Origin of the sequence: Acidovorax sp. Root267, from assembly GCF_001429215.1 — a bacterium.
GTDB classification, from domain to species: Bacteria; Pseudomonadota; Gammaproteobacteria; order Burkholderiales; family Burkholderiaceae_C; genus Acidovorax; species Acidovorax radicis.
In genome coordinates, this window is sequence record NZ_LMJC01000003.1 from 1 (window position 1) to 25582 (window position 25582).

Annotated in this window: 23 protein-coding genes and 1 pseudogene; 14 read left to right on the forward strand and 10 right to left on the reverse strand. The window is 66.5% G+C overall.

All coding sequences use genetic code 11. The features are described 5' to 3' along the window. Positions 1–86: 86 nt before the first annotated feature. The 3 genes and pseudogenes from ASE39_RS27045 to ppa form a co-directional block, all read right to left on the reverse strand. Positions 87–1082 (reverse strand): methyl-accepting chemotaxis protein (locus ASE39_RS27045; protein ID WP_242421367.1); only part of this gene is annotated, 996 nt, incomplete at its 5' end. A 1-nt stretch (position 1083) separates the two neighbouring features. Beyond that, positions 1084–2022, reverse strand: a pseudogene (locus ASE39_RS27050) (MCP four helix bundle domain-containing protein); the annotation flags it as partial. 279 nt (positions 2023–2301) lie between these two features. Beyond that, positions 2302–2838 carry an inorganic diphosphatase gene (gene ppa, locus ASE39_RS05160; RefSeq protein ID WP_010458012.1) on the reverse strand — a complete coding sequence of 179 codons (537 nt, stop codon included), beginning with the start codon at positions 2836–2838 and terminating at the stop codon, positions 2302–2304. A gap of 265 nt (positions 2839–3103) precedes the next feature. Here ppa and ASE39_RS05165 point away from each other — a divergent pair, with 265 nt between their 5' ends. Beyond that, a complete protein-coding gene (locus ASE39_RS05165; RefSeq protein WP_057225827.1) occupies positions 3104–5185 on the forward strand; it encodes a sodium-translocating pyrophosphatase in 2082 nt (693 codons plus the stop codon). 106 nt (positions 5186–5291) lie between these two features. Further along, the gene (locus tag ASE39_RS05170) at positions 5292–7655 is read left to right on the forward strand and encodes a DUF1631 family protein (RefSeq protein ID WP_057270447.1); all 2364 of its coding nucleotides are present in this window, start codon (positions 5292–5294) and stop codon (positions 7653–7655) included. A gap of 309 nt (positions 7656–7964) precedes the next feature. Here the strand turns inward: ASE39_RS05170 and ASE39_RS05175 are convergent, their stop codons facing one another. The 3 genes from ASE39_RS05175 to ASE39_RS05185 are packed head-to-tail and all read right to left on the reverse strand — an operon-like array spanning position 7965 to position 10474. Beyond that, positions 7965–9392 carry a sensor histidine kinase gene (locus tag ASE39_RS05175; protein ID WP_057270448.1) on the reverse strand — a complete coding sequence of 476 codons (1428 nt, stop codon included), beginning with the start codon at positions 9390–9392 and terminating at the stop codon, positions 7965–7967. Beyond that, complete coding sequence (locus ASE39_RS05180; RefSeq protein WP_057270449.1) at positions 9389–10072, reverse strand: response regulator transcription factor; 684 nt, start codon at positions 10070–10072, stop codon at positions 9389–9391. Before ASE39_RS05180 ends, ASE39_RS05175 begins: the two co-directional genes overlap by 4 nt. A 6-nt stretch (positions 10073–10078) precedes the next feature. Further along, a complete protein-coding gene (locus ASE39_RS05185) occupies positions 10079–10474 on the reverse strand; it encodes a PepSY domain-containing protein (RefSeq protein WP_057270450.1) in 396 nt (131 codons plus the stop codon). Between the two features lie 112 nt (positions 10475–10586). On the opposite strand from ASE39_RS05185, the gene ASE39_RS05190 reads away from it, so the two are divergent. The 5 genes from ASE39_RS05190 (at position 10587) to ASE39_RS05210 (ending at position 15447) form a co-directional block, all read left to right on the forward strand. Beyond that, positions 10587–10991 (forward strand): DUF1924 domain-containing protein, encoded by a 405-nt coding sequence (locus ASE39_RS05190; RefSeq protein WP_140426685.1) that lies wholly within the window; start codon positions 10587–10589, stop codon positions 10989–10991. Positions 10992–11002: 11 nt separating this feature from the next. Next, the gene (locus tag ASE39_RS05195) at positions 11003–11527 is read left to right on the forward strand and encodes a diheme cytochrome c (protein ID WP_057270451.1); all 525 of its coding nucleotides are present in this window, start codon (positions 11003–11005) and stop codon (positions 11525–11527) included. Positions 11528–11571: 44 nt separating this feature from the next. Then, on the forward strand, positions 11572–12339 hold the full coding sequence (locus ASE39_RS05200) for a cytochrome b/b6 domain-containing protein (protein WP_057270452.1): 768 nt from the start codon (positions 11572–11574) through the stop codon (positions 12337–12339). Positions 12340–12382: 43 nt separating this feature from the next. Then, positions 12383–12547: a rubredoxin gene (locus ASE39_RS05205; RefSeq protein WP_057270453.1), complete on the forward strand. Its 165-nt coding sequence runs from the start codon at positions 12383–12385 to the stop codon at positions 12545–12547. A 383-nt stretch (positions 12548–12930) separates the two neighbouring features. Then, positions 12931–15447, forward strand: coding sequence for a cation-translocating P-type ATPase (locus ASE39_RS05210; RefSeq protein WP_057270454.1), 2517 nt, complete (start codon positions 12931–12933; stop codon positions 15445–15447). On the opposite strand, the gene ASE39_RS05215 is transcribed toward ASE39_RS05210, so the two are convergent. Then, positions 15444–16058, reverse strand: a complete 615-nt coding sequence (locus ASE39_RS05215) for a TetR/AcrR family transcriptional regulator (RefSeq protein ID WP_057225809.1) — start codon at positions 16056–16058, stop codon at positions 15444–15446. The genes ASE39_RS05210 and ASE39_RS05215 overlap by 4 nt on opposite strands. Positions 16059–16194: 136 nt before the next feature. Here ASE39_RS05215 and ASE39_RS05220 point away from each other — a divergent pair, with 136 nt between their 5' ends. Next, positions 16195–17016 (forward strand): metal-dependent hydrolase, encoded by an 822-nt coding sequence (locus tag ASE39_RS05220; protein ID WP_057270455.1) that lies wholly within the window; start codon positions 16195–16197, stop codon positions 17014–17016. Between the two features lie 26 nt (positions 17017–17042). On the opposite strand, the gene ASE39_RS05225 is transcribed toward ASE39_RS05220, so the two are convergent. The 3 genes from ASE39_RS05225 to ASE39_RS05235 form a co-directional block, all read right to left on the reverse strand. After that, entirely contained in the window at positions 17043–18053 is a 1011-nt protein-coding gene (locus ASE39_RS05225) for an MBL fold metallo-hydrolase (RefSeq protein WP_158004239.1), read from the reverse strand. 8 nt (positions 18054–18061) lie between these two features. Beyond that, positions 18062–18943: a bile acid:sodium symporter family protein gene (locus ASE39_RS05230; RefSeq protein WP_010457982.1), complete on the reverse strand. Its 882-nt coding sequence runs from the start codon at positions 18941–18943 to the stop codon at positions 18062–18064. A 148-nt stretch (positions 18944–19091) separates the two neighbouring features. Next, the gene (locus ASE39_RS05235; RefSeq protein ID WP_057270457.1) at positions 19092–19616 is read right to left on the reverse strand and encodes an Mpo1-like protein; all 525 of its coding nucleotides are present in this window, start codon (positions 19614–19616) and stop codon (positions 19092–19094) included. A gap of 177 nt (positions 19617–19793) precedes the next feature. On the opposite strand from ASE39_RS05235, the gene ASE39_RS05240 reads away from it, so the two are divergent. From ASE39_RS05240 to ASE39_RS05265, 6 genes are all read left to right on the forward strand, one after another. After that, positions 19794–20498 (forward strand): Crp/Fnr family transcriptional regulator, encoded by a 705-nt coding sequence (locus tag ASE39_RS05240; protein ID WP_057270458.1) that lies wholly within the window; start codon positions 19794–19796, stop codon positions 20496–20498. Positions 20499–20602: 104 nt separating this feature from the next. Continuing rightward, positions 20603–22036: an aldehyde dehydrogenase family protein gene (locus ASE39_RS05245; RefSeq protein WP_057270528.1), complete on the forward strand. Its 1434-nt coding sequence runs from the start codon at positions 20603–20605 to the stop codon at positions 22034–22036. 88 nt (positions 22037–22124) lie between these two features. After that, complete coding sequence (locus ASE39_RS05250; protein WP_057270459.1) at positions 22125–22754, forward strand: DUF2889 domain-containing protein; 630 nt, start codon at positions 22125–22127, stop codon at positions 22752–22754. Positions 22755–22809: 55 nt separating this feature from the next. After that, positions 22810–23571 (forward strand): SDR family oxidoreductase, encoded by a 762-nt coding sequence (locus tag ASE39_RS05255; RefSeq protein ID WP_057270460.1) that lies wholly within the window; start codon positions 22810–22812, stop codon positions 23569–23571. Positions 23572–23916: 345 nt separating this feature from the next. Then, on the forward strand, positions 23917–24891 hold the full coding sequence (locus tag ASE39_RS05260; RefSeq protein WP_057270461.1) for a hypothetical protein: 975 nt from the start codon (positions 23917–23919) through the stop codon (positions 24889–24891). Then, on the forward strand, positions 24888–25571 hold the full coding sequence (locus ASE39_RS05265; protein ID WP_057270462.1) for a hypothetical protein: 684 nt from the start codon (positions 24888–24890) through the stop codon (positions 25569–25571). The genes ASE39_RS05260 and ASE39_RS05265 overlap by 4 nt, the downstream gene beginning before the upstream one ends. Positions 25572–25582: the final 11 nt, after the last annotated feature.

The following is a 25582-nucleotide window of genomic DNA, read 5'->3' on the forward strand; positions in this document are numbered from 1 at the left end:
AGCGCTTGATAGACAATCGCCAGGGGCTTTTTTTAATCACACCCCATGGGCTCGGGCAGTGTGCCCCGCTCAGAAGCTCTCCCAGCTCAGAAGCTCTCCCAGTCGTCGTCGTTGCCTCCCTTGGCTGCTGCGGGCGCGGGCGCGCTGGCAGCCGGGGCCTTGGTACTGGTTGCGGGGGCGGCTGCGCTGGTCTTGGGGGCCGTCAGGCTGGCCTGGGGTTTGGCGGGCTTTGTGCTGCCGATCTTGCCGACGCTTTTGTTCGCGGCTGCACTTCGTTGGGCCGTGAATGCGGGGGCGGCGATGGGCGCGCGGGGTGCTGGCGCTGGCGCGCTGCTGCGTGCCGTGCTGGCATCGAGCTTGAACACCGCCACGGCGTTCACCAGTTCGCCCGCCTGGGCGTTCAGCGCGCTGGCCGCTGCCGCCATTTCTTCCACCAGCGCTGCGTTCTGCTGCGTGGCCTGGTCCATTTGCGTGACGGCTTCTCCCACCTGGCCCACGCCTGCGCTTTGTTCGCTGCTGGCGGCGCTGATCTCTCCCATGATGTCGGTCACGCGCCGGATGGCGCTGACCACTTCGGCCATGGTGGCCCCGGCCTTGTCCACCAGGGCGGTGCCTTGTTCCACGCGTTCCACGCTGGCATTGATCAGGGCCTTGATTTCCTTGGCAGCCTCGGCGCTGCGCCCTGCCAGGCTGCGCACTTCTCCGGCCACCACCGCAAAGCCCCGGCCTTGCTCGCCCGCACGGGCCGCTTCCACCGCAGCGTTGAGCGCCAGGATGTTGGTCTGGAAGGCGATGCCGTCGATGACGCTGATGATGTCGGCGATCTTCTTGCTGCTGTCGTTGATGCCTTTCATGGTCTCCACCACTTCGGCCACCACGTCCCCGCCCTGCACGGCCACGGTGGAGGCGTTCACGGCAAGCTGGTTGGCTGCCCGCGCGTTGTCGGCGTTCTGGCGCACGGTAGAGCCCAGCTCTTCCATCGACGCGGCGGTCTCTTCCAGCGCGCTGGCCTGCTGTTCGGTGCGCGCCGACAGGTCGTTGTTGCCCGACGCAATCTGCGAGCTCGCCGATGCAACACCTTCNCGCGGCGGTCTCTTCCAGCGCGCTGGCCTGCTGTTCGGTGCGCGCCGACAGGTCGTTGTTGCCCGACGCAATCTGCGAGCTCGCCGATGCAACACCTTCAGCGTTGCTGCGCACGCCCGACACCACGCGCGCCAGGTTGGCACGCATGTCCCCCAGCGCCGTGAGCAGCTGGCCCATTTCGTCCTTGCCGCCTGGCGGCACCTCGGTCGTGAGGTCGCCCTCGGCAATGGCCCGGGCAGCCCGCACGGCATGGTGGGCCGGCCGGGAGACGGTGCGCGTGATGCCCACGCCCAGCAGCGCAGCCAGCACCACACACACCGCCAACGTGCCCAGCAACCACAGGCGCGCCCTGTCAAACACTTCCCGGGCGTCGGCATTGGCCTGCACCGCGTTCTCGGCGTTGATCTTCTGCAGCTCCCCCAACGTTTCCGCCGTGGCCACGAAGGCGGTTTCCGACTCTCCGGCGTACAGCATGCCCAGCGCGTCGCCCGTCAGCTCCAGGGTTTCGGTGGTGCTGAAATCCACGTTCTTGGCGATCTCGATCAGGTTCGCCTGCACCACGAGGTAGGCGGCCTTGCGCTGCTTGTACAGATCGAAGGCCTCGCGCTCGCGGGGCGTATCGACCAGGGGCGCCAGGGTCCCCTCGACCCGCTCCACATCCTTGTGCCGCGCCAGCACCTGTTCGGAAAACGCCTTCACCTCGGGGGCATTTCGCGCCGTGGCCAGGCCTCCCTCTGAGCGGCGCATGCGGTTGAGCAGCACCCGCAGCTCGCCCACCTGCGCGACGGTGGGCAACAGGTTCGTGGCCAGGTTGTCCGCGTTGCTGTGAATGCGCGACATCTGGACGAGCGCGGTCACGCCCAGCAGCGTGGTGAACAACACCATCAACAGAAAACCCGCCCCCAGCTTGACGCCGATGCGCAGATCGGAAACTTTCATGAATCACCCTTCACATTGCGTTGCCCACACAAGGCACTTCGACGCATGCCAATCCGTATTGCTCAGCACCACATATTTGTAACCAAATGCAGTCTAACAGTGTCACAAGTCCTGCAAAGCGGGCTTTCCCCCTACAGCGAGGCACCACGCGGCCATAAAAAAAGCATGCGGGTTGTGACCCGCATGCTTTTTCGAGGGAACCCCTTGATGCTATATTATTTATAGCTACAAATTAACTCCCGTCAAGCCATAGAGGCTATTTTTTATGCCAAACCACCTTCAGGCGTGGGCCTTCTTGTAGCTTTCAATGCCGTCGACGATTTCCTTCTTGGCGCCGTCAATGCCTTCCCAGCCCAGCACCTTGACCCACTTGCCCTTTTCCAGGTCCTTGTAGTGCTCGAAGAAGTGGGCGATGGCGTTGCGGCGCATGGCGTTCACGTCGTCAATGGTCTTCCAGTGGTCGTACATGGGCAGGATCTTGGACGTGGGCACGGCAATCACCTTGCCATCCACACCGGCCTCGTCTTCCATCATCAGGATACCCAGGGGGCGGCAGGTCACGACCACACCGGGGTGCAGGGGGTAAGGCGTGATCACCAGCACATCCACTGGGTCGCCGTCGCCCGACAGCGTCTGCGGCACGTAGCCGTAGTTGGTCGGGTAATGCATGGCCGTGGTCATGAAACGGTCCACAAAAATGGCGCCCGATTCCTTGTCCACTTCGTACTTGATCGGGTCGGCGTTCATCGGGATTTCGATGACGACGTTGAAGGCATCGGGAACGTTCTTACCTGGGGGGACGTTGTTGAGGGACATGTCTTTGGAGAGTGGTTTGTTGACGGTAACCCGCGAGGCATCCGGCGCTGATGCAGCGCAATGAAGCGTCGGGATTAACCCTGATTTTAGGCGCACGCCCCTTTCTGCCCGCTTGCAAACCAGCGTTTGCCTGTAAATTGGGCCTGTTGGCCAATCGACTCCTGCCGCGAAATGCACAGGGAGCACGAGGAAGCAACGCAACGGAAGCACCACCGTCCTGCGTTGTGTTTCCTTCCGTGCAACTGAATATTTCAAGGAGTGACGAATGGCTGGAAATACAGCGCTGACTGCCCCCCTGATACTGGCTCTGGTTTGCGGATTGATTGCGGTGGCCTACGGCATCTGGGCGCGGGGATGGATCCTCGCCAAGGACCCCGGCAACGCCCGCATGCAGGAGATTGCCGCCGCCATCCAGGCCGGTGCCGCCGCCTACCTCGCCCGCCAATACAAGACCATCGCCATCGTTGGCGTGGTGCTGGCGGTTCTCATCGGCATCTTTCTCGACGGCACCACGGCCGTGGGCTTTGTGGTGGGCGCGGTGCTCTCGGGCGCCTGTGGCTTCATCGGCATGAACGTATCGGTGCGCGCCAATGTGCGCACGGCACAGGCAGCCACACAGGGCATTGGCCCCGCGCTCGATGTCGCGTTTCGCGGCGGGGCCATCACCGGCATGCTGGTGGTGGGGCTGGGGCTCCTGGGCGTCACGGGCTTTTACTGGTTCCTGGCGGGCAATGGCAACCTCACGCCCACGGCCAACCTGGCCAATCTGCTCAACCCGCTGATCGGCTTTGCGTTTGGCTCGTCGCTCATCTCGATCTTTGCGCGGCTGGGCGGCGGCATCTTCACCAAGGGCGCCGACGTGGGTGCCGACCTGGTGGGCAAGGTGGAGGCCGGCATCCCTGAAGACGATCCGCGCAACCCCGCCGTGATCGCCGACAACGTGGGCGACAACGTGGGCGACTGCGCCGGCATGGCGGCCGACCTGTTCGAGACCTATGCGGTGACGCTGATCGCCACCATGGTGCTGGGCGCGCTGCTGGTGGTGAGCGCGCCGGTCAACGCCGTGGTGTACCCGCTGGCGCTGGGCGCCGTGTCCATCGTGGCGTCCATCATCGGCTGCTTCTTTGTGAAGGCCTCGCCCGGCATGAAGAACGTGATGCCGGCGCTGTACAAGGGCTTGGCGATTGCGGGCGTGCTCTCGCTGATCGCGTTCTACTTCGTCACGATGTGGATCATGCCGGACAACTCCATCCTGGCCAGCGGCAGCCAGATGCGCCTGTTTGGCGCCTGCTTCACCGGGTTGGCGCTGACGGCTGCGCTGGTCTGGATCACCGAGTTCTACACCGGCACACAGTATTCGCCCGTGCAGCACATCGCGCAGGCATCCACCACCGGGCACGGCACCAACATCATCGCGGGCCTGGGCGTGTCCATGCGATCCACCGCCTGGCCGGTGATCTTCGTGTGCCTGGCCATCCTCTCGGCCTACCAGCTCGCGGGCCTGTACGGCATTGCGGTGGCGGCCATGTCGATGCTGTCCATGGCGGGCATCGTGGTGGCGCTGGATGCCTATGGCCCCATCACCGACAACGCCGGCGGCATTGCCGAGATGGCCGAGCTGCCCAGCAGCGTGCGCGACATCACCGACCCGCTGGACGCCGTGGGCAACACCACCAAGGCCGTGACCAAGGGCTACGCCATCGGCTCCGCAGGCCTGGCCGCGCTGGTGCTGTTTGCCGACTACACGCACAAGCTCGAGAGCTACGGCCGCGCCATCACGTTCGACCTGTCCGACCCGCTGGTCATCGTGGGCCTGTTCATCGGCGGCCTGATCCCCTACCTGTTCGGTGCCATGGCCATGGAGGCCGTGGGCCGCGCCGCCGGCGCCGTGGTGGTGGAGGTGCGCCGCCAGTTCCGCGACATCCCCGGCATCATGGAAGGCACGGCCAAGCCCGAATACGGCAAGGCCGTGGACATGCTGACCACCGCCGCCATCAAGGAGATGGTGATCCCCAGCCTGCTGCCCGTGGTGGTGCCCATCGTGGTGGGCCTGGCCCTGGGGCCCAAGGCGCTGGGCGGGCTGCTGATGGGCACCATCGTCACCGGCCTCTTCGTGGCCATCAGCATGTGCACCGGCGGCGGCGCCTGGGACAACGCCAAGAAGTACATCGAAGACGGCCACCACGGCGGCAAGGGCAGCGAGGCCCACAAGGCCGCGGTGACTGGCGACACCGTGGGCGACCCCTACAAGGACACGGCCGGCCCGGCCATCAACCCGCTGATCAAGATCATCAACATCGTGGCACTGCTGATCGTGCCGCTGGTGGTCAAGTTTCACGGCGGATGAAGCGCACGGATCTGGCCTGACAAGCCGGAAATCCAGGTAAACAAGGGGCCTCAGGCCCCTTTTTGCCGCGTACCATGGCAGGCACCGGTTCCCGTCCTCCCAGAAGATGGCCTTGAAACACACCACACCGTCGGCCCCCGCCCCCTCCGCCAGTGATACCACGTCCTACCAGCACATCGTGCACGACGTGCTGGCACAGGCCCGGCCCTTGATGGAGCGCGTCGCCGAGGCCACGCGCATGGCCCTGCAGGCGCGCCAGGACCAGGCCCGCACACCGGGCGAACACCACGCCATGCAGGAAGCGCGGCAACAGCTGTCGCGGCTCACGTCCGTGATGGGCGAGCGTTACCCCGACGCACTGCGCAAGGCACTCGACCAGGAAGCAGCACAGAACGAGGAAAAACCCACGCGCTCCCTGTTCAGCATCCATTTCGACGACCTCGAACTGATGGACGAGGCACAGATCAACGACAGCGTGGAGCGCGCCCGCGCCCGGCAGGTACTGATCTCTGCAGTGGAGGGGCCACTGGCCGACCTCGACGCCCTGGTGTGCGCGGCCCTGGGCCTGCCCCGCGTGCAGCCCGAGCACAACCCCCTGCGCCCCGAAGTTTTCCTGCAGGCATTGCAGACCGTGGTGTCACAGATGCAGGTCACAGACCAGGTTCGGCACGACTGGATGGGACCCATGGCCCAGGCGCTGGGCGCTGAGCTGCGTGGGCTCTACCTGGCGCAGACGGATCGGCTCAAGCTCAGCGGCGTGCAGCCTGTGGGCTATGCGATGCGCCAGGCCGACGGCCAGGTGGTCTACGTTGCGCCGGCCGAAGGCGGCGTATCCCCCGGCTTTGCATCTGACAACGACCTGTCCACAGCGGAAGCCCACGCCGACCCCCTGCTCACACTCGACCGCCTGCGCCGCCTGCTGCTGGGCGAGTTCAGCGAGAACCCCGCGCTGGCGCAAGCATCTGCCACGACATCGACACCCGAGTCCGAAGAGAACTTTGCGGACCGGTTTGCCCGCGAGTTCGAGAACCCGGACCAACTTCCCCGCATCGACCCGCCCGCCACGGATTTCGCAGCCACCGTGCCCGCCGCCTTTGAGGCGCTGCAGGAGATGAACCAGGTCAGCCACATGATGGAGCGACTGGGAGGCCAGCGCTCCCAGGCAAGCGGCAGTGCAGGCGCCAACCCCGCAGCCCCGCCACGCAAACATTCCGGCGGGCTGGGAGAAGCCTTGAGCATGGAGGTGGTGGCGCTGATGGTGGACAACATCGCGCGCGACAGCCGGCTGCTGTGGCCCGTGCAGCAATTCATCCGCGCGCTGGAGCCCGCCTTGATGCAGCTGGCACTGGCCGACCCCCGGTTCTTCAGCCACAAGGAGCACGCCGCGCGCCGCCTGCTGCAGGACATCACCGACCGCAGCCTGGCCTTCAGCAGCACCGAGGCCCCCGGTTTCCAGAGCTTCATGCGATCGCTCATGAACATTGCAGGCCCGCTGGCCACGGCCACCATCGAGGGGCCCGACGACTTCGAGCACGTCCTGCAGCAATTGCATGCAAAATGGGCAGAGAAGGACCAGCAGCGCAAGCAGGAGCGCCAGCGCGCCATCGAAACCCTGCAGCATGCCGAGCAGCGCCACCTGCTGGCCGCCAGGATATCGCGCGACCTTTGGCTGCTGCCTGATTTCGGCAAGGTACCCGACGAAATCTCCCGCTTCCTGCTGGGCCCCTGGGCCCAGGTCATGGCCCAGGCGCGCCTGACCACCACCACCGGCCGCGCCGACCCGGGCCGCTACGAGGAACTGGTGGACGCCCTGATCTGGAGCGCGCAGCCCGAGCTGACCCGTGCAAACACCGGCCGGCTCGCGCGCCTGCTGCCCAAGCTGCTGGCCAAGCTGCGCGAGGGCCTGGCGTCCATCGACTACCCCGCCACCCGGACCGAGGCCGTCTTCGAGCTGCTGATGGAGCTGCACCAACAGGCCTTCAAGCCCGGTCCCAGGGTTGCCACCCAACCCCCCGCCCCCCCACCCGAGGCGCAGGCGGTGGCACCGCCAGTCCCCCTGGACGATGACGACCCGTGGGTGGCCCCCTCCGAGGCCAAGGAATCCGGCTATGTAGATATCTCGCAGTCCCCCGAACTGGAGAGCGTGGTACCGGCGCCAGAGTCCACCTCCAGCGATGCCACCGCGGCGCCCCACCTGGCCCCATTGGCGCCCTTGGCTATTGGCACCTGGGTGAACCTGCAGGTGGCAGGCCATTGGGAGCGCACCCAGTTGTCCTGGATCGGCTCACAAGGCAACCTTTTCCTCTTCACCAGTGCCTCTGGCCGAACCCAGTCGATGACCCTGCGCCTTCTGGACAGGCTCTTCCAGCAAGGCGCAATGCAGGTGCTGACCGAACAGACCGTGGTGGACGAAGCCCTGGACGCCGTGGCGCAGGCGGCCATGCGCAACAGCGTGGAGAGCAGGTTGTAATTTGCTCCTGAAAGAAGAGCGCCTAGCGCTTTATGGATAAGCGCCAGGGGTCATTTTTATCCCAAACATATCCTGAAAACCTGGCGCAGAACCCTGGGGGGCGGGCCCGTCACGGTCGCCGCGCTGCCTATCGTTCCTCTGGTAGTCAAACGCCATCCGGAGTGATACGCTGGGGGCGTCCAGTCCAAGGCTTTGCGACATTCGAGAGATCGAGGGGATTTGTCAGGGCCTTAGCCCGCTTCGGCGGGCTTTTTTACGTCTTCTCCGCTGCGGCGGGCCACTTTTCGTCTTTTCAGCTCTGGCGGTTTTTCACACCGACTCTCCCGCAGCGGGCAACACAAGCACCACCCTGAGGCCGCCAAGGTCGGCGGGTTCCAGGTCCAGCCGCCCTCCGTACATGGCCGCCAGGTCCTGCACGATGGCAAGGCCGAGTCCCGTGCCCGGCACCGTTTCGTCCAGCCGCACGCCGCGCTCCAAGGCCTGCGCGCGCTGCGCGGCACCGATGCCGGGGCCGTCGTCTTCTACCTTGATCAAAAGCTGGCGCAACGGTCCCTCAGCGCCCTCACCCTGCGCGTGTGCTGTCAGCCGCACGGTGGACTGTGCCCATTTGCAGGCGTTGTCCAGCACGTTGCCGAGCATTTCCTGCAGATCCTGCGCCTCGCCCGCAAAAAACAGCGGAGCATCGGGCAGTGCAATGGTGATGTCTACGCCCTGCCCGGCATGCACCTTGTTCACGACACGCACCAGTCCACCCACCACCGGCTCCAGCGCCGTGCGCTGGCCGGGCAGGTGCGCCGAGGCGGCCACGCGTGAGCGTGCCAGGTGCCAGTCGATGTGGCGCCGCGCGACCTGCACCTGGTCGTGCACCAACGCAGCCAACGCTGCGCCATCACTGGGTGCTGGCGCGCGGGCCGCGTTCTCCAGCACGGTGAGCGGTGTTTTCAAGGCGTGCGCCAGATTGCCCGCCTGGGTGCGCGCACGCTCCACCACCTCGGCATTGCGGGTCAGCACGGCGTTGAAGTCATCCACCAGCGGCTGCACCTCGGCAGGGAATGCGCCCTGCAACTGGGTGGCGCGCGCCTGTTGCACATCCTGCAAGCCCCGCTGCAGCGCCTGCAGAGGCCGCAGGCCCACGGCCACCTGGGCCCACGCGGCCGCTGCCAGCAGCACCAGCAAGGCCGCCAGCGACAGCGCCAGCACGCGCGTGAACTGCGCGGTGGCCGCCTGGGTGGCCTGCAGATCGGCCGCCACGATCAGGCGCCAGCGCGCCGCATCCACGCCCTCGGCACGCACGGTGCGCTCCAGCACCAGCAAGGGCGCGCCCTGCGGGCCTGCCACCTCATGCACATGCACCGCGCCATCGGCCAGGGCATCCACCTGTAGGGCCAGGCTGGTGTCCCACAACGAGCGCGAGCGCAGCATGCCGGCACGGCCGTTACCATCGGGCGCCATGGCGTCCACCTGCCAATACAGGCCGGAATAGGGTTTGAGCCAGCGCGGGTCCGACAGCGCCTGCGCAGCGATCACCGGCTGGCCCTGGGCATCAAACCCCAGCCGCGCCGTGACCTGGTCCAGCTGTTGCACAAGGGCCGCCTCGAACTGGCGCTGCACATGCTCGCGGAACAGCCCGCTCAGCACAAAACCAGCCAATACCACGGCCACAGCCACCCCCACCACCGTCACGGCCAGCAACCGAAACCGCAGGGAACGCGACCAATGCAACCCACCCCGGTTCATGGTGGCACCAGGCGGTAGCCCATGCCACGCACTGTCTCGATGCGGGCAGAGTGGTTCCGGTCTTGGGAGAAAGCTTGCAGTTTTTTTCGCAAGCGCCCCACAAAGACTTCGATGGTGTTGGAGTCCCGGTCAAAGTCCTGCGCATAGATGTGTTCGGTCAGCTCGCTGCGCGACACCAGCACGCCCGGCCGGTGCATGAGGTAATCGAGCACCTTGTATTCATGCGCCGTGAGCGCCACGGGCTGGCCCGCGCAGGTCACGCGGCCACTGCGGGTGTCCAGCGACCAGTCGCCACACTGCAGCACCGCCGACGCCTGCCCGCTGGCGCGGCGTATCAGTGCGCGAAGGCGTGCCAGCAGTTCTTCGAGGTGAAAGGGCTTGGTCAGGTAATCATCGGCACCGGCGTCGATACCCGCCACCTTTTCGTGCCAGTTGTCGCGCGCGGTCAGGATCAGCACCGGCATGTTGCGCCCCTCGGCCCGCCAGCGCTTGAGCACCGTGAGCCCGTCCACCACCGGCAGGCCCAGGTCCAGCACCACGGCATCCACCGCCTCGGTGTCGCCCAGAAACTGGGCGTCGCGCCCGTTGTCGGCCTCGTCCACGGTGTAGCCCGCCCCGTGCAGCGCAGTGCGCAACTGGGTGCGCAGCAGCGTGTCGTCTTCTACCAGGAGGATGCGCATGGGTGGCTAATTGCGAGGCCGCTCTTGCCGGTGTTCTCGGCCGGTTCGTTGATCGTCGCGCGATTTGATGCGCAGCACCTCGGCCGTGCGTGCATCCAGCTTGACCTTGGTCAACTGCCCGGCAGGTGTGAGCAGCTTGATCTCGTAAATCCAGCGATCCCACTCCTGCTCCAGCTCCACTTCCAGCACCTGGCCGGGCACTTCGCGCTGCAGGCGCTCCAGCACTGCGGGCAAGGGCAGCACCTGGCCTGCCTGCACGGCCTGCCGGGCGCGGTCATGGTCGTCATGGCCGCTGGCCGCAGCGGACGGCGCGACCAACGCCGTGCCCCACAGCGCCCACGCAACCGCCGCCAGGCGTGCGGCGTGGCGGCGTGGGGGTGTGCGGCAGCTCGTCGAAAACATGGGCCATTGTCCTGCGCAGTTTCTGAACGGCCGATGAACGGCTCTTTCACGCGCCGTTCAGGCCGCCGTTTCAACAATGGCAACACACGAAGACACTCAAAAGGACCCCACGATGACAACCGTTCGCCACCTGGCAGTTGCAGCACTGTTTGCTTGGACAGTAGCCAGCCCGAGCCATGCCGCAGACACCACCGCCGCCCAGCAGCTCGCCCACTGGAGCGCACAGGCCGGCAGTCCAGGCAACGCCGACAAGGGCCAAGTGCTCTTCACCACCCGCCACGGCGGCGAGTGGTCCTGCGCCTCGTGCCACGGCACGCCGCCCACCGCGCAAGGCAAACACGCCAGCACTGGCAAATCGATTGCGCCCTTGGCCCCGGCGTTCAACCCTAGGGCCTTCACCGACACCGCCAAGGTCGAAAAATGGTTTCGCCGCAATTGCAACGACGTGCTGAGCCGCGAATGCACGGCCGTCGAAAAAGCCGACGTGCTGGCCTACCTCAACGCCCTCAAGCCTTGAACTGCAGCACCATGAAAAAACTTTCCCACCTCCGCCCCGCTGCCATGGCCGCCGTCCTCTGCGTGCTCACCACGATGACGCTGTCCGACGCCCATGCAGACAGAGGGCGCGCCATGCCCCGCAACGTGCCCAGCGCCTACACGCAGGAATGCGCCGCCTGCCACACCGCCTACCCGCCTGGCCTGCTGCCCGCAGCGTCGTGGAACCGCGTGATGGCGGGCCTGGACAAGCACTACGGCACCAACGCATCGCTGGATGCCGCCACCGTGCGGCAGCTCAACCAGTGGCTGCAGGCCCACGCAGGCACCTACAAGCGCGTGAAGGAAGAGCCGCCCGCAGACCGCATCACCCGCTCGGCCTGGTTTGAACGCAAGCACCGAAAGATCGAACCCGCCACCTGGAAGCTCGCCAGCGTGAAAAGCGCCGCCAACTGCGCGGCCTGCCACACGGGCGCGGACCAGGGGCAGTTTGACGACCACGACCTGCGCACGCCGGCGGGGCTGGATGCCCGCTCACGCCGCGCCTGGAACGACTGACCGCCACGCACGGCCCTCCTCCGGAGTCCCACAAGGAGAACACGATGAACAACACACCCACCCTCCATCCCGCCGACGCAACGGCGCAACCCACTCTGGCCAAAGTGCCCAGCCGCCGGGTCATCGACGCACCCACACGCATGTTCCACGGGCTTTTTGCGCTGTGCTTTGTGGGCGCCTACGCCACGGCCGACGGCGAGCACTGGCGACTGCTGCACGTCACCCTGGGCTACACCATGGCGGGGCTGCTGGGCTTTCGCCTGCTGTACGGCATCTTCGGGCCGCGCACCTCGGGCCTGGGCCTGCTGTGGCGCAAGCTGGCGGGGGCGCCCGCATGGCTGCGCGCCCTGCCCCAGGCGCCATCGGTCACCCAGATCAACTGGCGCCAGGGCCAGAACCTGCTGATGGCGCTGGCCATCGTGTTGCTGCTGGCGCTGGTGGTGCCCCTCACGCTCAGTGGCTACGCCACGTACAACGACTGGGGCACTGCGCTGGGTGGCCACTGGATGGGAGAAGTGATGGAAGAGGTGCATGAGTTCTTCGGCAACGCCCTGCTGTTTGTGGTGCTGGCCCACATCGCGCTGATTGCAGGCTTGAGCGTGCTGCGCCGCAAGAACCAGGCACTGCCCATGCTCACCGGCCGGGTGGAGGGCAAAGGGCCGGACCTGGTCCCGAAGAACCGCACCTGGCTTGCAGCCCTGCTGCTGATCGCGACACTGGCCTTTGGTGCCTGGCAGTGGCAGCAGTCGCCCAGCGGCGGGGTTGCCAGCGGCATATCACCCGAACGCCAACGGCACCACGATGACGACTGAGTGACGACTGAGTCATAGCCACAGACCACGAAGAAAACACCCCATGAAAATCTACATGTGTGCCGTTTGCGGCTGTATCTACGACGAGGCTGCGGGCCTGCCCGACCACGGGATCGCGCCCGGCACCCTCTGGGCCAACGTGCCCGCCGACTGGCGCTGCCCGGAGTGCAATGTCGGCAAGGCAGACTTTGTGATGTGCGAGGTGTAAGAACCTGTTCAACGTCTTTTTGGAGTTGCACAAGTACCTTGCCGGGATGGGATGCTAGGCGCGGTGCGCAGCCAATAGCTCGGCTATTGGCAAGCGCCGCAACGCCGCAGACCGCTCGGCAAGGCACTTGCCCGAAGGGTTGGAGTGAAATCGGGCGATTGGGCGCCTCTGCTGCTTGCATGGGCACGAGCCCATGCGGCGCATCCGAAGCATCCACTCATCCCGATTGCACTCCAATGCAATCTCCAAAAAGACATTGAACAGGTTCTAAGGAAAGGACACCGGGCGCGGCGCACTGCGCTGCATCAGGGCTGCAGACACCAGCGCGCGGTATAACGGTTGCACCGTTGCGACCCTCCTTGCAACGCAGCTTCACGGTCCACATGCCCACTACCGACTCCACTACCGGCCTTGACCCAGCCGTTGCCGCCCAGCGCCTGCGCGAGGAAGGCCCCAACGAACTGGGCATCAGCCAGCGCCGCACGCTGCGCGACATGGCCTGGGACGTGGTCACGGAGCCCATGTTCCTGCTGTTGCTGGGCGCAGGCGCCATCTACCTCGCGATGGGCGATGCGCACGAGGCGCTGATCCTGCTGGGCTTTGTGGTCATCATCATGGCGATCACGGTGCTGCAGGAGCGCCGCACCGACAACGCGCTGAATGCCTTGCGCGACCTCTCCAGCCCCCGCGCGCTGGCGTTGCGCGGCGGCACCCTGGTGCGCATTGCGGGCCGCGACGTGGTGCGCGAAGACCTGCTGATGATTGCCGAGGGCGACCGCATTCCGGCCGACGGCACGCTGCTGCAGGCGCACGAGCTGGCCGCCAACGAGTCGATGCTGACCGGCGAATCGGAGCCAGTGGCCAAGCAACCTGCCGACAAGGTGTTTGCAGGCACGCTGGTGGTCAGTGGCCAGGGCCTGCTGCGGGTGACTGGCGTGGGACGCCACACCGAACTGGGCCGCATTGGCCAGTCGCTCGACACCATTGCGCTACAGGCCTCGCCCTTGCGCGACGAGATAACCCGGCTGACCCGCAAGCTGGTGGTCATCGGCCTGTCGCTCTGCGCACTGCTGGTGTGCCTGTTCTGGGCACTGCGCGGCGACGCGTTGCAAGCCGTGCTGGCAGGCATCACGTTGGCCATGGGCATCCTGCCGCAAGAGCTGCCGGTGATCATGATCGTCTTCCTGGCCCTGGCCGCGCGGCGGCTGGCGGCGCAGCAGGTGCTCACGCGGCGGCTCAACGCCATCGAAACGCTGGGCCAGACCACCGTGCTGTGTGTGGACAAGACCGGCACCCTCACACAAAACCGCATGGCGGTGGCGGCGCTGTGCATTGCAGGCCAGGAGCTGGATGTGCAGAACCTGCCTGCCGCAGCCGACGGCAGCGCGCTGCCCGATGCCTTCCACGAACTGCTCGAATACGCCGTGCTGGCCAGCGAGATCGAACCGCACGACCCCATGGAGCAGGCCTTTCACCGCATGGCTGCGGACCACCTGGTGGACACCGAGCACCTGCACCCCGCATGGTCGCTGGCACGCGAATACGAGCTGTCGCCCCAGCTGCTGGCCATGAGCCACCTGTGGCGCGACGGCATCTCGGCGCACGACACGGTAGCCACCAAGGGCGCGCCCGAAGCCGTGGCCGACCTTTGCCACCTGCCCGACGCCGAGCGCGCCGCCGTCAGCGCCCAGGCTGCGCGCCTGGCCGACCGGGGCCTGCGGGTGCTGGGCGTGGCCAAGGCACGGCACCACACACAAGACACCTGGCCCGACGCCCAGCACGACTTTGACTTTGAATGGCTGGGCCTGGTGGCCCTGGCCGACCCGCTGCGCCCCGAGGTGCCCCTGGCCATTGCGCAGTGCCGCCAGGCGGGCATTCGCGTGGTGATGATCACTGGCGACCACCCCCGCACCGCGCGCGCCATTGCAGCCCAGGCGGGCATCCCCAACGACCGCGTGGTCACCGGCGACGAGCTGGCCCACATGCCACCGCAGGTGCTGGCCGAGCAAGTCCGGCAGGTCAGCGTGTTTGCGCGCATCAAGCCGCACCAGAAGCTGGCGCTGGTGGAAGCCCTCAAGGCCCAGGGCGAGGTGGTGGCCATGACGGGCGATGGCGTGAACGACGCCCCCGCCCTCAAGGCGGCACACATCGGCATCGCCATGGGCCAGCGCGGCACCGATGTGGCGCGCGAGGCCGCAGCCCTGGTGCTGCTGCACGACGACTTCGCGGCCATCGTGCTGGCGATTCACCGGGGGCGGCAGACCTTTTCCAACCTGCGCCAGGCCATGGTCTACACGCTGGCGGTGCACTTGCCCATCATTGGCCTGGCACTGCTGCCGGTGCTGTTCGGGCTGCCGCTGGTGCTGGCACCGCTGCACATTGCGTTTCTGGAGCTGGTCATCGACCCGGCCTGCTCGATCGTTTTCGAGGCCGAGGAAGGCGCTGCCGACCTCATGCAGCAGCCGCCGCGCGAGGCGAACGAGCCTCTGCTGTCATCCCGCCACGTCCTGCTGAGCCTGCTGCAGGGCAGCGTGGTGACAGCAGCCGTGGTGGGTCTGTATGCCTGGCTGCTGGGCCAGGCGGCACATGCCGCCACCGCCAGCACAGCCGCCTTTGTCGTGCTGGTGGCCGCCAACGCAGCGCTCATCCTGCCCAGCCGCAGCAGCCAAACCAGCTGGCGCAGCCTGTGGGCAGGCCTCACGCCCGTCAGCCTTTGGGTGCTGGGTGGCACGCTGGTGGGGCTGGCAGCTGTCACCACGGCGCCCTGGCTGGCCGCACCTTTCAAATTTGCGCCGCTGTCAGTGCTGCAGTGGCTGGCCGCACTGGGTGCCGGGTTGGCCACGGTGGCCGTGTTACAGGGCTGCAAACGCTGGTTCCGTGTAGCAGCCACACCCCCTTAGAAATCTGCAGAAATCGCGGCCCGAAGCAGCGCCGCAGACGGCGCTACAAGCTCCTGCAGGGCCCCAGCCCGACCCTGCTCGATGGACTGCAGCACCATTTCATTGATGCCTCCCACCACCGCCACGGCCATCGCGGGATGCAAAGGAGCCCCCCGGCTCTCGCCAGTGCGCTGGTTGATCACTTCCAGCATCAGGTCCACCAACTGCTGATTGACCCGCCTCCGCGCGGCTAGGCCGGGCATGCCCAGGCCCAGGATTTCAATGAACAGGGTGCGCAGCAAGACCGGGTTGCAGGCCAGTGCACCGAAATACGCCGAAAGTGCCTGCTCCAGCTGTGCCTGCCAGTCGCTTTGGCGGTCGATGGCGCCGCGCAGCACCGCCAGTGCGTTACCGCTGGCGGATTCGTACAGCGCCGTGAGGCATTCGGCCTTGTCGGCAAAGTTCTCGTAGAAGGTGCGGCGCGACACACTGGCCTCGCGCACGATGTCGGCGATGGTGGTGTCGGCATAGCCTTTGGCCGCCACGGCGCGGGCCATGCCCTCCAGCAGGCGGGCGCGGTGCTCGGCACCCACTGCGGCGCCTGCTCGGGTGGTTTCTTGCACGGCAGTCATGGCTTGCGGATTCCCTCGTTGATCACAGGTACTTGACAGTACCACATGTACACCCCATGATTCCAGCCACTGGTACCACAAAGTACCAACAACCCCGGACTTTCTCTTTTCACTGTGCTCCCGGAGACCCTTTCTCATGACCGAACTCGTCGTGCGACGCCTGCTCATTGATCTGGAAACGCCCTTTGACCGCCACTGGTGCGGTGGCGATGCGTTTCGCACGGCGTTCTTCAATGCGCTGTCGATGAGTTTTCCGGTGGGCGAACAATTCTTCATCGACGCGGTGAAGGGCGGGCACAAGGCCATGCCGCCCGAGCAACACGCGCAGTTCGCTGACGAGGTCCGGGGCTTCATCGGACAAGAGGCGACCCACCGCCGCATCCATGCGCTGTTCAATGGGCACCTCGAAAAGCAGGGCCTGGTCAACGAATGGGCATCCCGCGCGCAGGAACGCATGCAGCTTTTCGCCGGAGCCGACCCCCGCCACCCCCTGGCCGTGACGGCTGCCAACGAGCACTTCACCGCCCTGCTGGCTGAATGGCTGCTGGCCCACCCCGAGACCCTGCAGGGGGCGGAGCCGCGCCTGGCCACCATGTGGCAATGGCATTGCGCCGAAGAGTCCGAGCACAAGAACACGGCCTTCGACATTTACCAGGCCCTCGGCGGCAATCACGAGTGGCGCATCACCTGGTTTCGCCGCATCACCATGGTGTTTGTGGGCGATGTGCTGCGCCAGACGGTGGGCAACCTGCGCCGCGATGGCACGCTGTGGCACTGGCGCACCTGGTCCAGCGCCGCGCGCACGCTGTTTGGCAAAGGGGGGCTGGTGCGGGAGACATGGCGCCCTTGGCGCGAGTACCTGCGGCGCGACTTCCATCCCAGCCAGCACGGCACCGACCTCTCTCAGCGCTGGCTGGCCGAGCACAGCGAGCAGTACGTGCCGGTTGGCGCGCAGTGAGCCGCCAAAATCGGTAGGACTTGCCTTTAACGGCTCTGCGCCAACCCGGCCCACACATCCATCGGCAGCCATTCCAGCGGCAACCGCACGTCCACCCCCTCGCGGTTGCCCCGAGCGCGCAGGTAGGCCATGGACGCATCGAAGTCGTCGAGCGGCGGCGGCATGGGCTGCATGGGTTGGCCGGGCGGCTGCCAGAAGTCGTCCCAGTGGATGGGGATGACGCGCCGGGCACCCACGGCAGCGATCACCTCGGTCCACAGCGCGTCGCGGTAGCTCTCGGGCCGCGGACCCAGGGCACCGATGCCCTGCATCACCACGTCGGCGTGCACGCCCCGCAGGGCCCCGGGCTCAAAGCCCGCGCTGCCCACGATGAGCAAGGTCTTGCCCCCATGTTCGATGTGCAGCGCATAGCTTTGGCCTTCCTTGTAGTCGCTGGCACGCACGGGCGGGTGCAAGGGCTCCGTGATCTCGCCGCCGGTAAAGCCGGTGGGCGCATGCCGGCTGGGGTACAGCGTGGCGGTAAAGCGTCCAAAACGCAGGGGCTCCCCCAGCTTCGCGGTGCGGATCTGCGCCTCGGGCAACCCCGCGCCCCGGCCCACGTTGGCCGTGGACGGCGAGCCCAGCAGCAACGCACCCGTGCGCCGTGCGACCTCTGGGGCATCCATGGCATGGTCATAGTGCGAATGCACGGGGATCACCGCTGCGAGCCTGCCGGTCTTGCCGGTCAGCCCGGCACGCTCCAAGCCCTGGGCGATGGCCTGCAGGTCGGGCTCCACCTTGCCAAGGAAGGTCTGCAGCTTGCCGGGGCGCGAGAAAAAGCCGTCGGTGAGCAAGGCCGTTTCTCCATCGTCCAGCAGCACGGTGGAGACCCCGAGGAAAGTCACCTTCAGCGGCGCCGGCGGCCCACTACCAACGGGCGCCTTCCAATGCAGGTCCGCGTAAGGTGCGAGCGATGGATGCTGCTGCAGCGCCCACCAGAGCGCAGCCAGCGCCAGCAGCAGCAGGGCCAGCACCGCCAGCAGTGCCCTCTTGAACACCGCCCGCACTATGGCACCGCCTTCACAAGGGCCTTGGCCTGCCGCCGCAGCACCAGCGTGCCAAACAACGTGGCCAGGACGTACATGCTGACCGAGTAGATCGCCGCAGGCAGCGCGAGCTGGAAATTGCCCAGCACCGACAACGCAATAAAAATCGCCAACGTGGAGTTGTGGATGCCGATCTCAAAGCTGATGGCCGTGGCCATCGATTTATCCAGCCCCGCCGCGCGCGAAAGGTAGTAGCCCGACGCGAGGCTGATGGCGTTGAACAGCAACACGGCCGGACCGATGACCGCGAAGGATTCGACCAGCGCTGTCCATTCCTTGGCGATCGCAATCAGCGCAAACGCGGCCAGCACCACGGCGCTGAAGATCTTCATGGGCTTTTCCATGCGCGCGCTGAAGGCCGGCGCGCGCCGGTGCACCGCCATGCCCAGCACCACGGGCACCAGCACGATGATGATCACCTCGACCACCTTGCCAAACTGCAGCGGCACCACCTGGCCGGTATGGGCAAAGGTGTTGATGGCCCAGTTGGTGATGACCGGCAGGCTCACGATGGACAACACGGTGTTGATGGCGGTGAGCGAAATGTTCATCGCCACGTTGCCGCCAAACAGATGGCTGAACAGATTGGCCGACACACCGCCCGGTGATGCAGCCAGCAGCATCAGCCCCACCGCGTAGAGTGGCGCCACACCCAGCAGCACGATGAGGGCATAGCACGCCGCAGGCAACACCAGCACCTGCAGCACCAGGGCCAGCACCACGGCACGTGGGTGGTGCATGAGGCGCTGGAAATCCCCCACCGTGAGAGAAAGGCCCAGGCCGAACATGACCAGCCCCAGGGCGATGAACAACAAGGTGGGAAGTACGGAAACAAAGCTCATGGGTCACACACGGTCAGACGGCTGCCGCGCTCCATTCATGCAGAAACCAAAACGACAAAACCCATGGCACCGCTGAGATGCCATGGGTCTGGCAGGGCGGATCCCCCCTGACAACAAGGGAACACGGAGAAGGGAGACCGGCCTGGGCTTACGCGGCTGCCTGGCTGGTGCGCAGCCGCACCGGGCCGCTGCGCTGCTCAATCGCCGCCTGCACTTCCTTGCGCAAACCCAGCGCAAAGGCCCACTCGGCCACCACAAACAGCGGGCCGACAATCAGGCCCACCAGGTCGTCCACAAACGCGGGCTTGCGCCCTTCGTAGTAGTGGCCCACGAACTGAATCACCCAGCCCACGGCAAACAGCCCGATGCCCGTGGCCAGCCACACCGCCAGGCTTTGCATTGCCACCCATTGGCCGCCTGCCAGCATGGCGGCCAGCAGCGCCGCCATCACCAGGCCAAAACGCGCATCCAGCCGGAAGTAGAAGACACAGCTGGCCAGCGCACCAAACAGCGCCGGGCTCAGCGGCAACTCGCCCGCCATCCACGTGGGGCGCGACAGCAGGATGACCACGGCCAACATGATCATGGGCACGCCCACAAAGTGGGTGTGGATGTTGCGTGGGTCGCGGTGGTAGTCGGCGTACTGGGCCAGGTGGTCGATCAGGGTTTTCATGGGTGTCTCCTGGTATTGTTTTGAGCAGGATCAATGGTCGCCCTGCGACGGCGCCTGCGTCTGTCGGACACACGACAAAAGAAAGTCAAAGCCCGCAAGCCCAAGACCCTTCCCGTACACACGCTGGCGGACTTCCCTCGCCGCTCCCTTTTTTGTTTTGCGCCCCTTCTTTCCCGCATGACCGACCCTGCCGCCTATCTGCCCGTGCTCCAGTCCGGACGCTGGTTTGCCCACCTGCCACCCGACTTTGCCCAGCCGCTGCTGGCCATGGCACAGCTGCGCCATCTGCAGACGGGCGAAGTGCTGTTCCTGCGCGGCGATGCGCCGTGCGGGCTGTACGCGGTGGTGCGCGGCGCGGTCAGCATCTCGGGCACCGGGGGCCGGGCCGACGAGGCACGGGCCGCGCTGCTGATCCGCCTGGAGCCGCCGCAATGGTTTGGCGAGATCTCGGTGTTCGACAACTCCGCCCGCACCCACGACGCGCAGGCCACCGAGCCGACCACGCTGGTGCACATCCCGCATGAGCGGCTTCAGCACTGGCTGCAGGCCCACCCGCAGCACTGGCATGCGCTGGCCCTGCTGCTCACCGACAAGCTGCGTTCGGCGTTTGTGGCCATGGAAGAGCTGGCGCTGCTGCCCGCGCCGCAGCGCCTGGCGCGGCGCCTGGTGATGATGGCCGAGGGCTATGGCCAGTGGACGGCCGAGGGCCAGTCGCGCCGCGTGATTGGCATCTCGCAAGAGCAGTTGTCGCTGATGCTGGCCATCTCGCGCCAAACCACCAACCAGATCCTCAAAGACCTGGAATCGCGCCACCTGGTGCGCGTGCAGCGCGGCGAGGTGGAGATCCTGGACCTGGCAGCGCTGCGTGCCACCTGCTATTGAATTGCTATCAACTATGTAGCTACTAGCGCTTTACCAACAAGCGCCAGAGGCATTTTTTACTCAAATAATAAGCACACATTCCATTTCCGGGCAAAATGACGGCCATGCAACTGAACTACATCGCCAACGCCTCGGTTCCGTCCGCCTCGGGCCGCACGATTGCCATGATCGACCCGTCCGATGGCCAGCCCTTCGACGAGATCCAGCGCAGCAACGCCGACGACATCGATGCGGCGGTGCATGCGGCACGCCAGTGCTACCACGCGGTGTGGCAAAAACTGGCGCCGGTGGAGCGCGGCCGGTTGCTGCAAAAGCTCTCTGCCAAGATCCTGGAGCATGCCGACGAGCTGACCGCGCTGGAGCAGCGCGACTGCGGCAAGCCCACCAAGCAGGCACGCGCCGATGCGATTGCGCTGGCGCGCTACTTCGAGTTCTACGCCGGCGCCTGCGACAAGTTCCATGGCGAGACCATTCCCTACCCCGACGGCTACAGCGTGCTGACCTGGCGCGAGCCCCACGGCGTGACGGGCCACGTCATCCCCTGGAACTACCCCATGCAGATCTTCGGCCGCAGCGTGGGCGGCGCCCTGGCGGCGGGCAACGTGTGCGTGGTCAAGCCGGCAGAAGACGCCTGCCTGTCGCTGATCCGCGTGGCGCAGCTCGCGGCCGAGGTGGGTTTCCCCTCGGGAGCGCTGAACATCGTCACCGGCTACGGCCACGAGGTGGGCGACGCACTGGCGCGCCACCCCGGCATCGACCACATCAGCTTCACCGGCAGCCCCAAGATCGGCACGCTGATCCAGCAGGTGGCCGCCGAGCGCCACTGCCCCGTGACGCTGGAGCTGGGCGGCAAGAGCCCGCAGATCATCTTTGCGGATGCGGACCTCGATGCCGCCATCCCCGTGGTCATCAATGCCATCGTGCAGAACGCGGGGCAGACCTGCTCGGCGGGCTCACGTGTGCTGATCGACTCACTGATTTACGAGCCCCTGCTGGAGCGCCTGGGCAAGGCGTTTGAAAAGCTGCGCGTGGGCCCCGCCGCCATGGACCTCGATGTCGGCCCGCTGATCCGCCAGACGCAGCAGCAGCGTGTGTGGGATTTTCTGTCGGACGCACAGGTGGCCGGCATCCCCATGGTGGCCCAGGGCGTGGTGGTGGACGAAGCCCCCGAGACCGGCTACTACCAGGCCCCCACCCTGCTGCGCGATGTGCCCGTGGGCCACCGCCTGGCGCAGGAAGAAGTGTTTGGGCCCGTGCTGTGCGCCATGGCCTTTCAGGACGAAGACCACGCCGTGGAGCAGGCCAACGCCACGCAGTTCGGCCTGGTGGCCGGCATCTGGACGCGCGACGGCGCCCGCCAGTTCCGCATGGCCAAGCGCGTGCACAGCGGCCAGGTGTTCATCAACAACTATGGCGCTGCCGGTGGTGTAGAGCTGCCGTTTGGCGGCGTGAAGTCCAGCGGCTACGGGCGCGAAAAGGGTTTTGAGGCGCTGTACGGCTTTACCACCCTCAAGACAGTCGCCATCAAGTACGGTTGATGGCGCAACGGCAGCGTCTGTCGCGCCCGCGCGCGACGGCTCGGCTGTGCACCGCTAACCTTTGCCTTTTTGCACGACGCTTTTCCCCATGCCCCTGAGCCCTCCCGCCCCCCGCACCTTGAAGCACGTCCGCCGGGTGAACTACCAGGGCTTTGAACGCAACGATGGCCTGTGGGACATCGAAGGCGAGCTGCACGACAGCAAGGCCTACGACGCGCCCTCCTTCCGCGACGCAACCCAACAGCGTCTGGCGGGCGAGGCGATCCACCACATGTGGCTGCGCGTCACGGTCAACCGCCAGTTGGTGGTGCAGGCCATCGATGTGGCCATGGATTCGCACCCGCTTAAAGGCTGTACCGAAGCCCAGGCCGCGCTGCAGCAGATGGTGGGCTGCAGCATGGCGCGCGGCTGGCGCCAGGCCATCCAGAAGCACCTGGGTGGCGTGGCCAGCTGCACGCACCTGCGTGAATTGCTGTTCAACCTGGCCACAGCGGCCTTTCAGTCGGTGCCGGCCGTGTTTTCGTCCAGCAACCCCGACGAGCCACCCCGCCACCTGGGCCAGTGCACGGGATGGGACTTCAACGGCAGCGGCGTGAAGGAATACTTTCCGCAGTTTTATGGCCGGGCGCCGCAGGCGCCTGCCGCCGTGGCCGCAGACACCTCCCCGCAGTCACCCACCCCCGAAATATCCTTCAAATCGGCCTCTAGCGCTTTATAGACAAGTGCTAGCAGCTATCAAATTTGATACCCCCAACAAACCCATCGGAGAGCCCATGCGCGCACAGAACAAATCCATCATCGTCACCGGCGCCGGCAACGGCATTGGCGAAGGCATTGCCAAGCGCCTGGCCGCCGAGGGCGGCAAGGTCATCGTCAACGACATCAACGAGGTCGGTGGCCAGCGCGTGGTGGCCGAGATCACGGCAGCGGGCGGCACGGCGGCCTTCTTCAAGGCCGACGTGACCAAGTCCGCCGAGGTCAAGGCCCTGGTCGATGAGGCCGTGCGCCTGTATGGCCAGCTCGATGTGGTGGTCAACAACGCCGGCTGGACGCACCGCAACCGCCCCATGCTCGAGGTGAGCGAAGACGAGTTCGACAAGGTCTATGCGATCAACATGAAGAGCATCTACCTGTCGGCCATCCACGCCGTGCCGGCGCTGCGCCAGGCGGGCGGCGGCAGCATCATCAACATCGCCTCCACCGCCGGCCTGCGGCCCCGCCCGGGGCTGACCTGGTACAACGGCTCCAAGGGCGCCGTCATCATCACCAGCAAGTCCATGGCGGCCGAGCTGGGCCCCGACAACATCCGCGTGAACTGCATCAACCCCGTGTTCAACCCCGACACGGGCCTGGCCGCCGAGTTCGCGGGTGGCCCCGTGGACGAGGCCCGCCGCGCCAAGTTTTTGGCCACCATTCCGCTGGGCCGCTTCTCTACCGCGCTGGACGTGGCCAACGCCGCGCTCTACCTCGCCAGTGACGAGGCATCCTTCATCAGTGGCGTGTGCATCGAGGTGGATGGCGGACGCTGCGTGTAAAGGCTCCAAGCGCGCTCGCAAGCCACTATCACTTGCGTTTGCGCGCGCCCAATCCGCACCAAGGCAGTGCGGATTGATTTGACGGTCTTGAAGCCACTGCCTATAGTGCCGCCGATGTTTGCGAGCCACTCCCACGACACAGCCGCCAGCGCGACCGCGCCGCTGCGCCGTGCCGCGCGCTCGCAGGCCACGCTCCAGGCCGGTGACCGCCAAGTCTGCACGCTCGCTGCAGATTCCTGAGCCCGGCGACACCCCTCCCCTCCGCGCACCTCCTGTCGCCGGGCCCCTCGCCCAGCGCCAGCTTGCGTCTTGGTAGCAGCCAGGGCGCGAACGTCAGGAGTGTCCATGCCCCCGTTTCCTTCGGGCGAGATTTCGCTCGCCCCGTGCGCCCCTGCGCTCAGCCTTCCCGCCGATGAGGCAATCGCCAACACGGCTATCGCCACTGACATCACCCGCCAGTTCATCCGTGCCAAGCGGCCCTGCGCCGACGGCTACCGCTGGTACCTGCGCCGCCAGGAGGGCGCCAGCAACTACCAGGCCCTGCTGGACGACCTGGTGCGCGAAGGCCGCGTGGAAGACGCCTGCTGGATGCTCGACCAGTTCGGCCCCACCAACGATGTACTGGAGGTGGAGCATCTGGGGGCCGATGCGCTGGTGTTTGCCGGCAGCGTGCGGTGCGGGGGCAGCGCCGATGTGGATGGTGTGCTGCGCACGGGCCGCAGCCTGAGCGTGCGGGGCGGCCTGCGGGTGGGCGGCGCACTGCGGGTTGGGGAAGATCTGCGCGTCTCGGGCGCGCTGCGCTGCGATGGCGGCGTGCGGTGGCACGGCGATGCGCGCGTGGGCGGGTCCCTGGTGGTCGCGCAGCGCCTGCAATGCACGGGCAGCCTGCGGGTGGGCGGTGAGCTCGATTGCGGCGCCTCGGCCCACATCGGCGGCCCATGTACGGTAGGTCAGGACCTGCGAGTCACCGCCGATCTGGACTGCGGCAGCGGCATCAAGGTGGGCGGCCACCTGCTAGGCGGGGCCTCCGTGCACGCCGTGCGTGGACTCCAGGTGGCGGGCGACGTGGACTGCCAGAGCCACCTGCAGGTCGGCTGGGGCGTGCGTGCGGGTGGGCACATCCACGCCGGAGGGGCCATCCGCGCGGGTGAAAGCCTGTGGGCGGGAGAAACCATTGCAGGGGGCGAGGCCTATGGCGTGTATGCGGGCCTGGTGGTGCCCCTGACGGACTGGCCAAACAGCGCCAGGGTATGCGCCCGCGAACAGCCAGCGCGGTTGTTGAGCGGCTGCTGGACCGAGGGCCATGGGGAAGCGCCATGATGCCCGAAGCCTGCGCCCTGCCCCTCGCGCCCCGCATAGCCTCCGGCACCCCGTCCGCAGGCGGCTGGCTGGGCCGGCTGGGGGCGGTGGGCCACCTGCTGACCGAACTGCGCATCGACGTGGACCTGTCGGGCCGCGACATCCAGCGCGAGTTTGACGCCCTGTACGACCGCATCCGCACCAACCCTCGCACCCGCGATGCGATGCGCCCGCTGGCCCTGCCCCTGCCCGGGCTGGAGTTCCGCCTGCGCGAGGCCGACGGCGAATATTTTGTGTATGCCATCGACCCGCTGCGCAACCGCATCGTGGCGTACACCGTGTTCAACCGGCTGGTCGAGGTGGACCGCCACACCGACCGCCACCTGCGCACGCCCCACGCCAAGGTGGTGGATGGCTACCGCCGCATGGGCATTGCATCCGCCATCTACCGCTGGTGGCTGGACTCGGGGAGGAGCCTGATAACAGGCGCACGCCAGTCGGCCGGCGCCCACGGCCTGTGGATGGCCCTGGCCCGCGACTACGAACTGGCGGCGGCGCGCATCGACACCCACAAACGCGTCCAGCAGCTGCAGCTTCCACCACCCCCGGGGTTTTTCAACGCGCTGGACACCCGGCTGGTGCTGGTGGGGCGCGATTGCCGCCTGGCGGACTTCATGCAGCCCGGGGCCTTGGGCGGCTGACCGGGTGACCC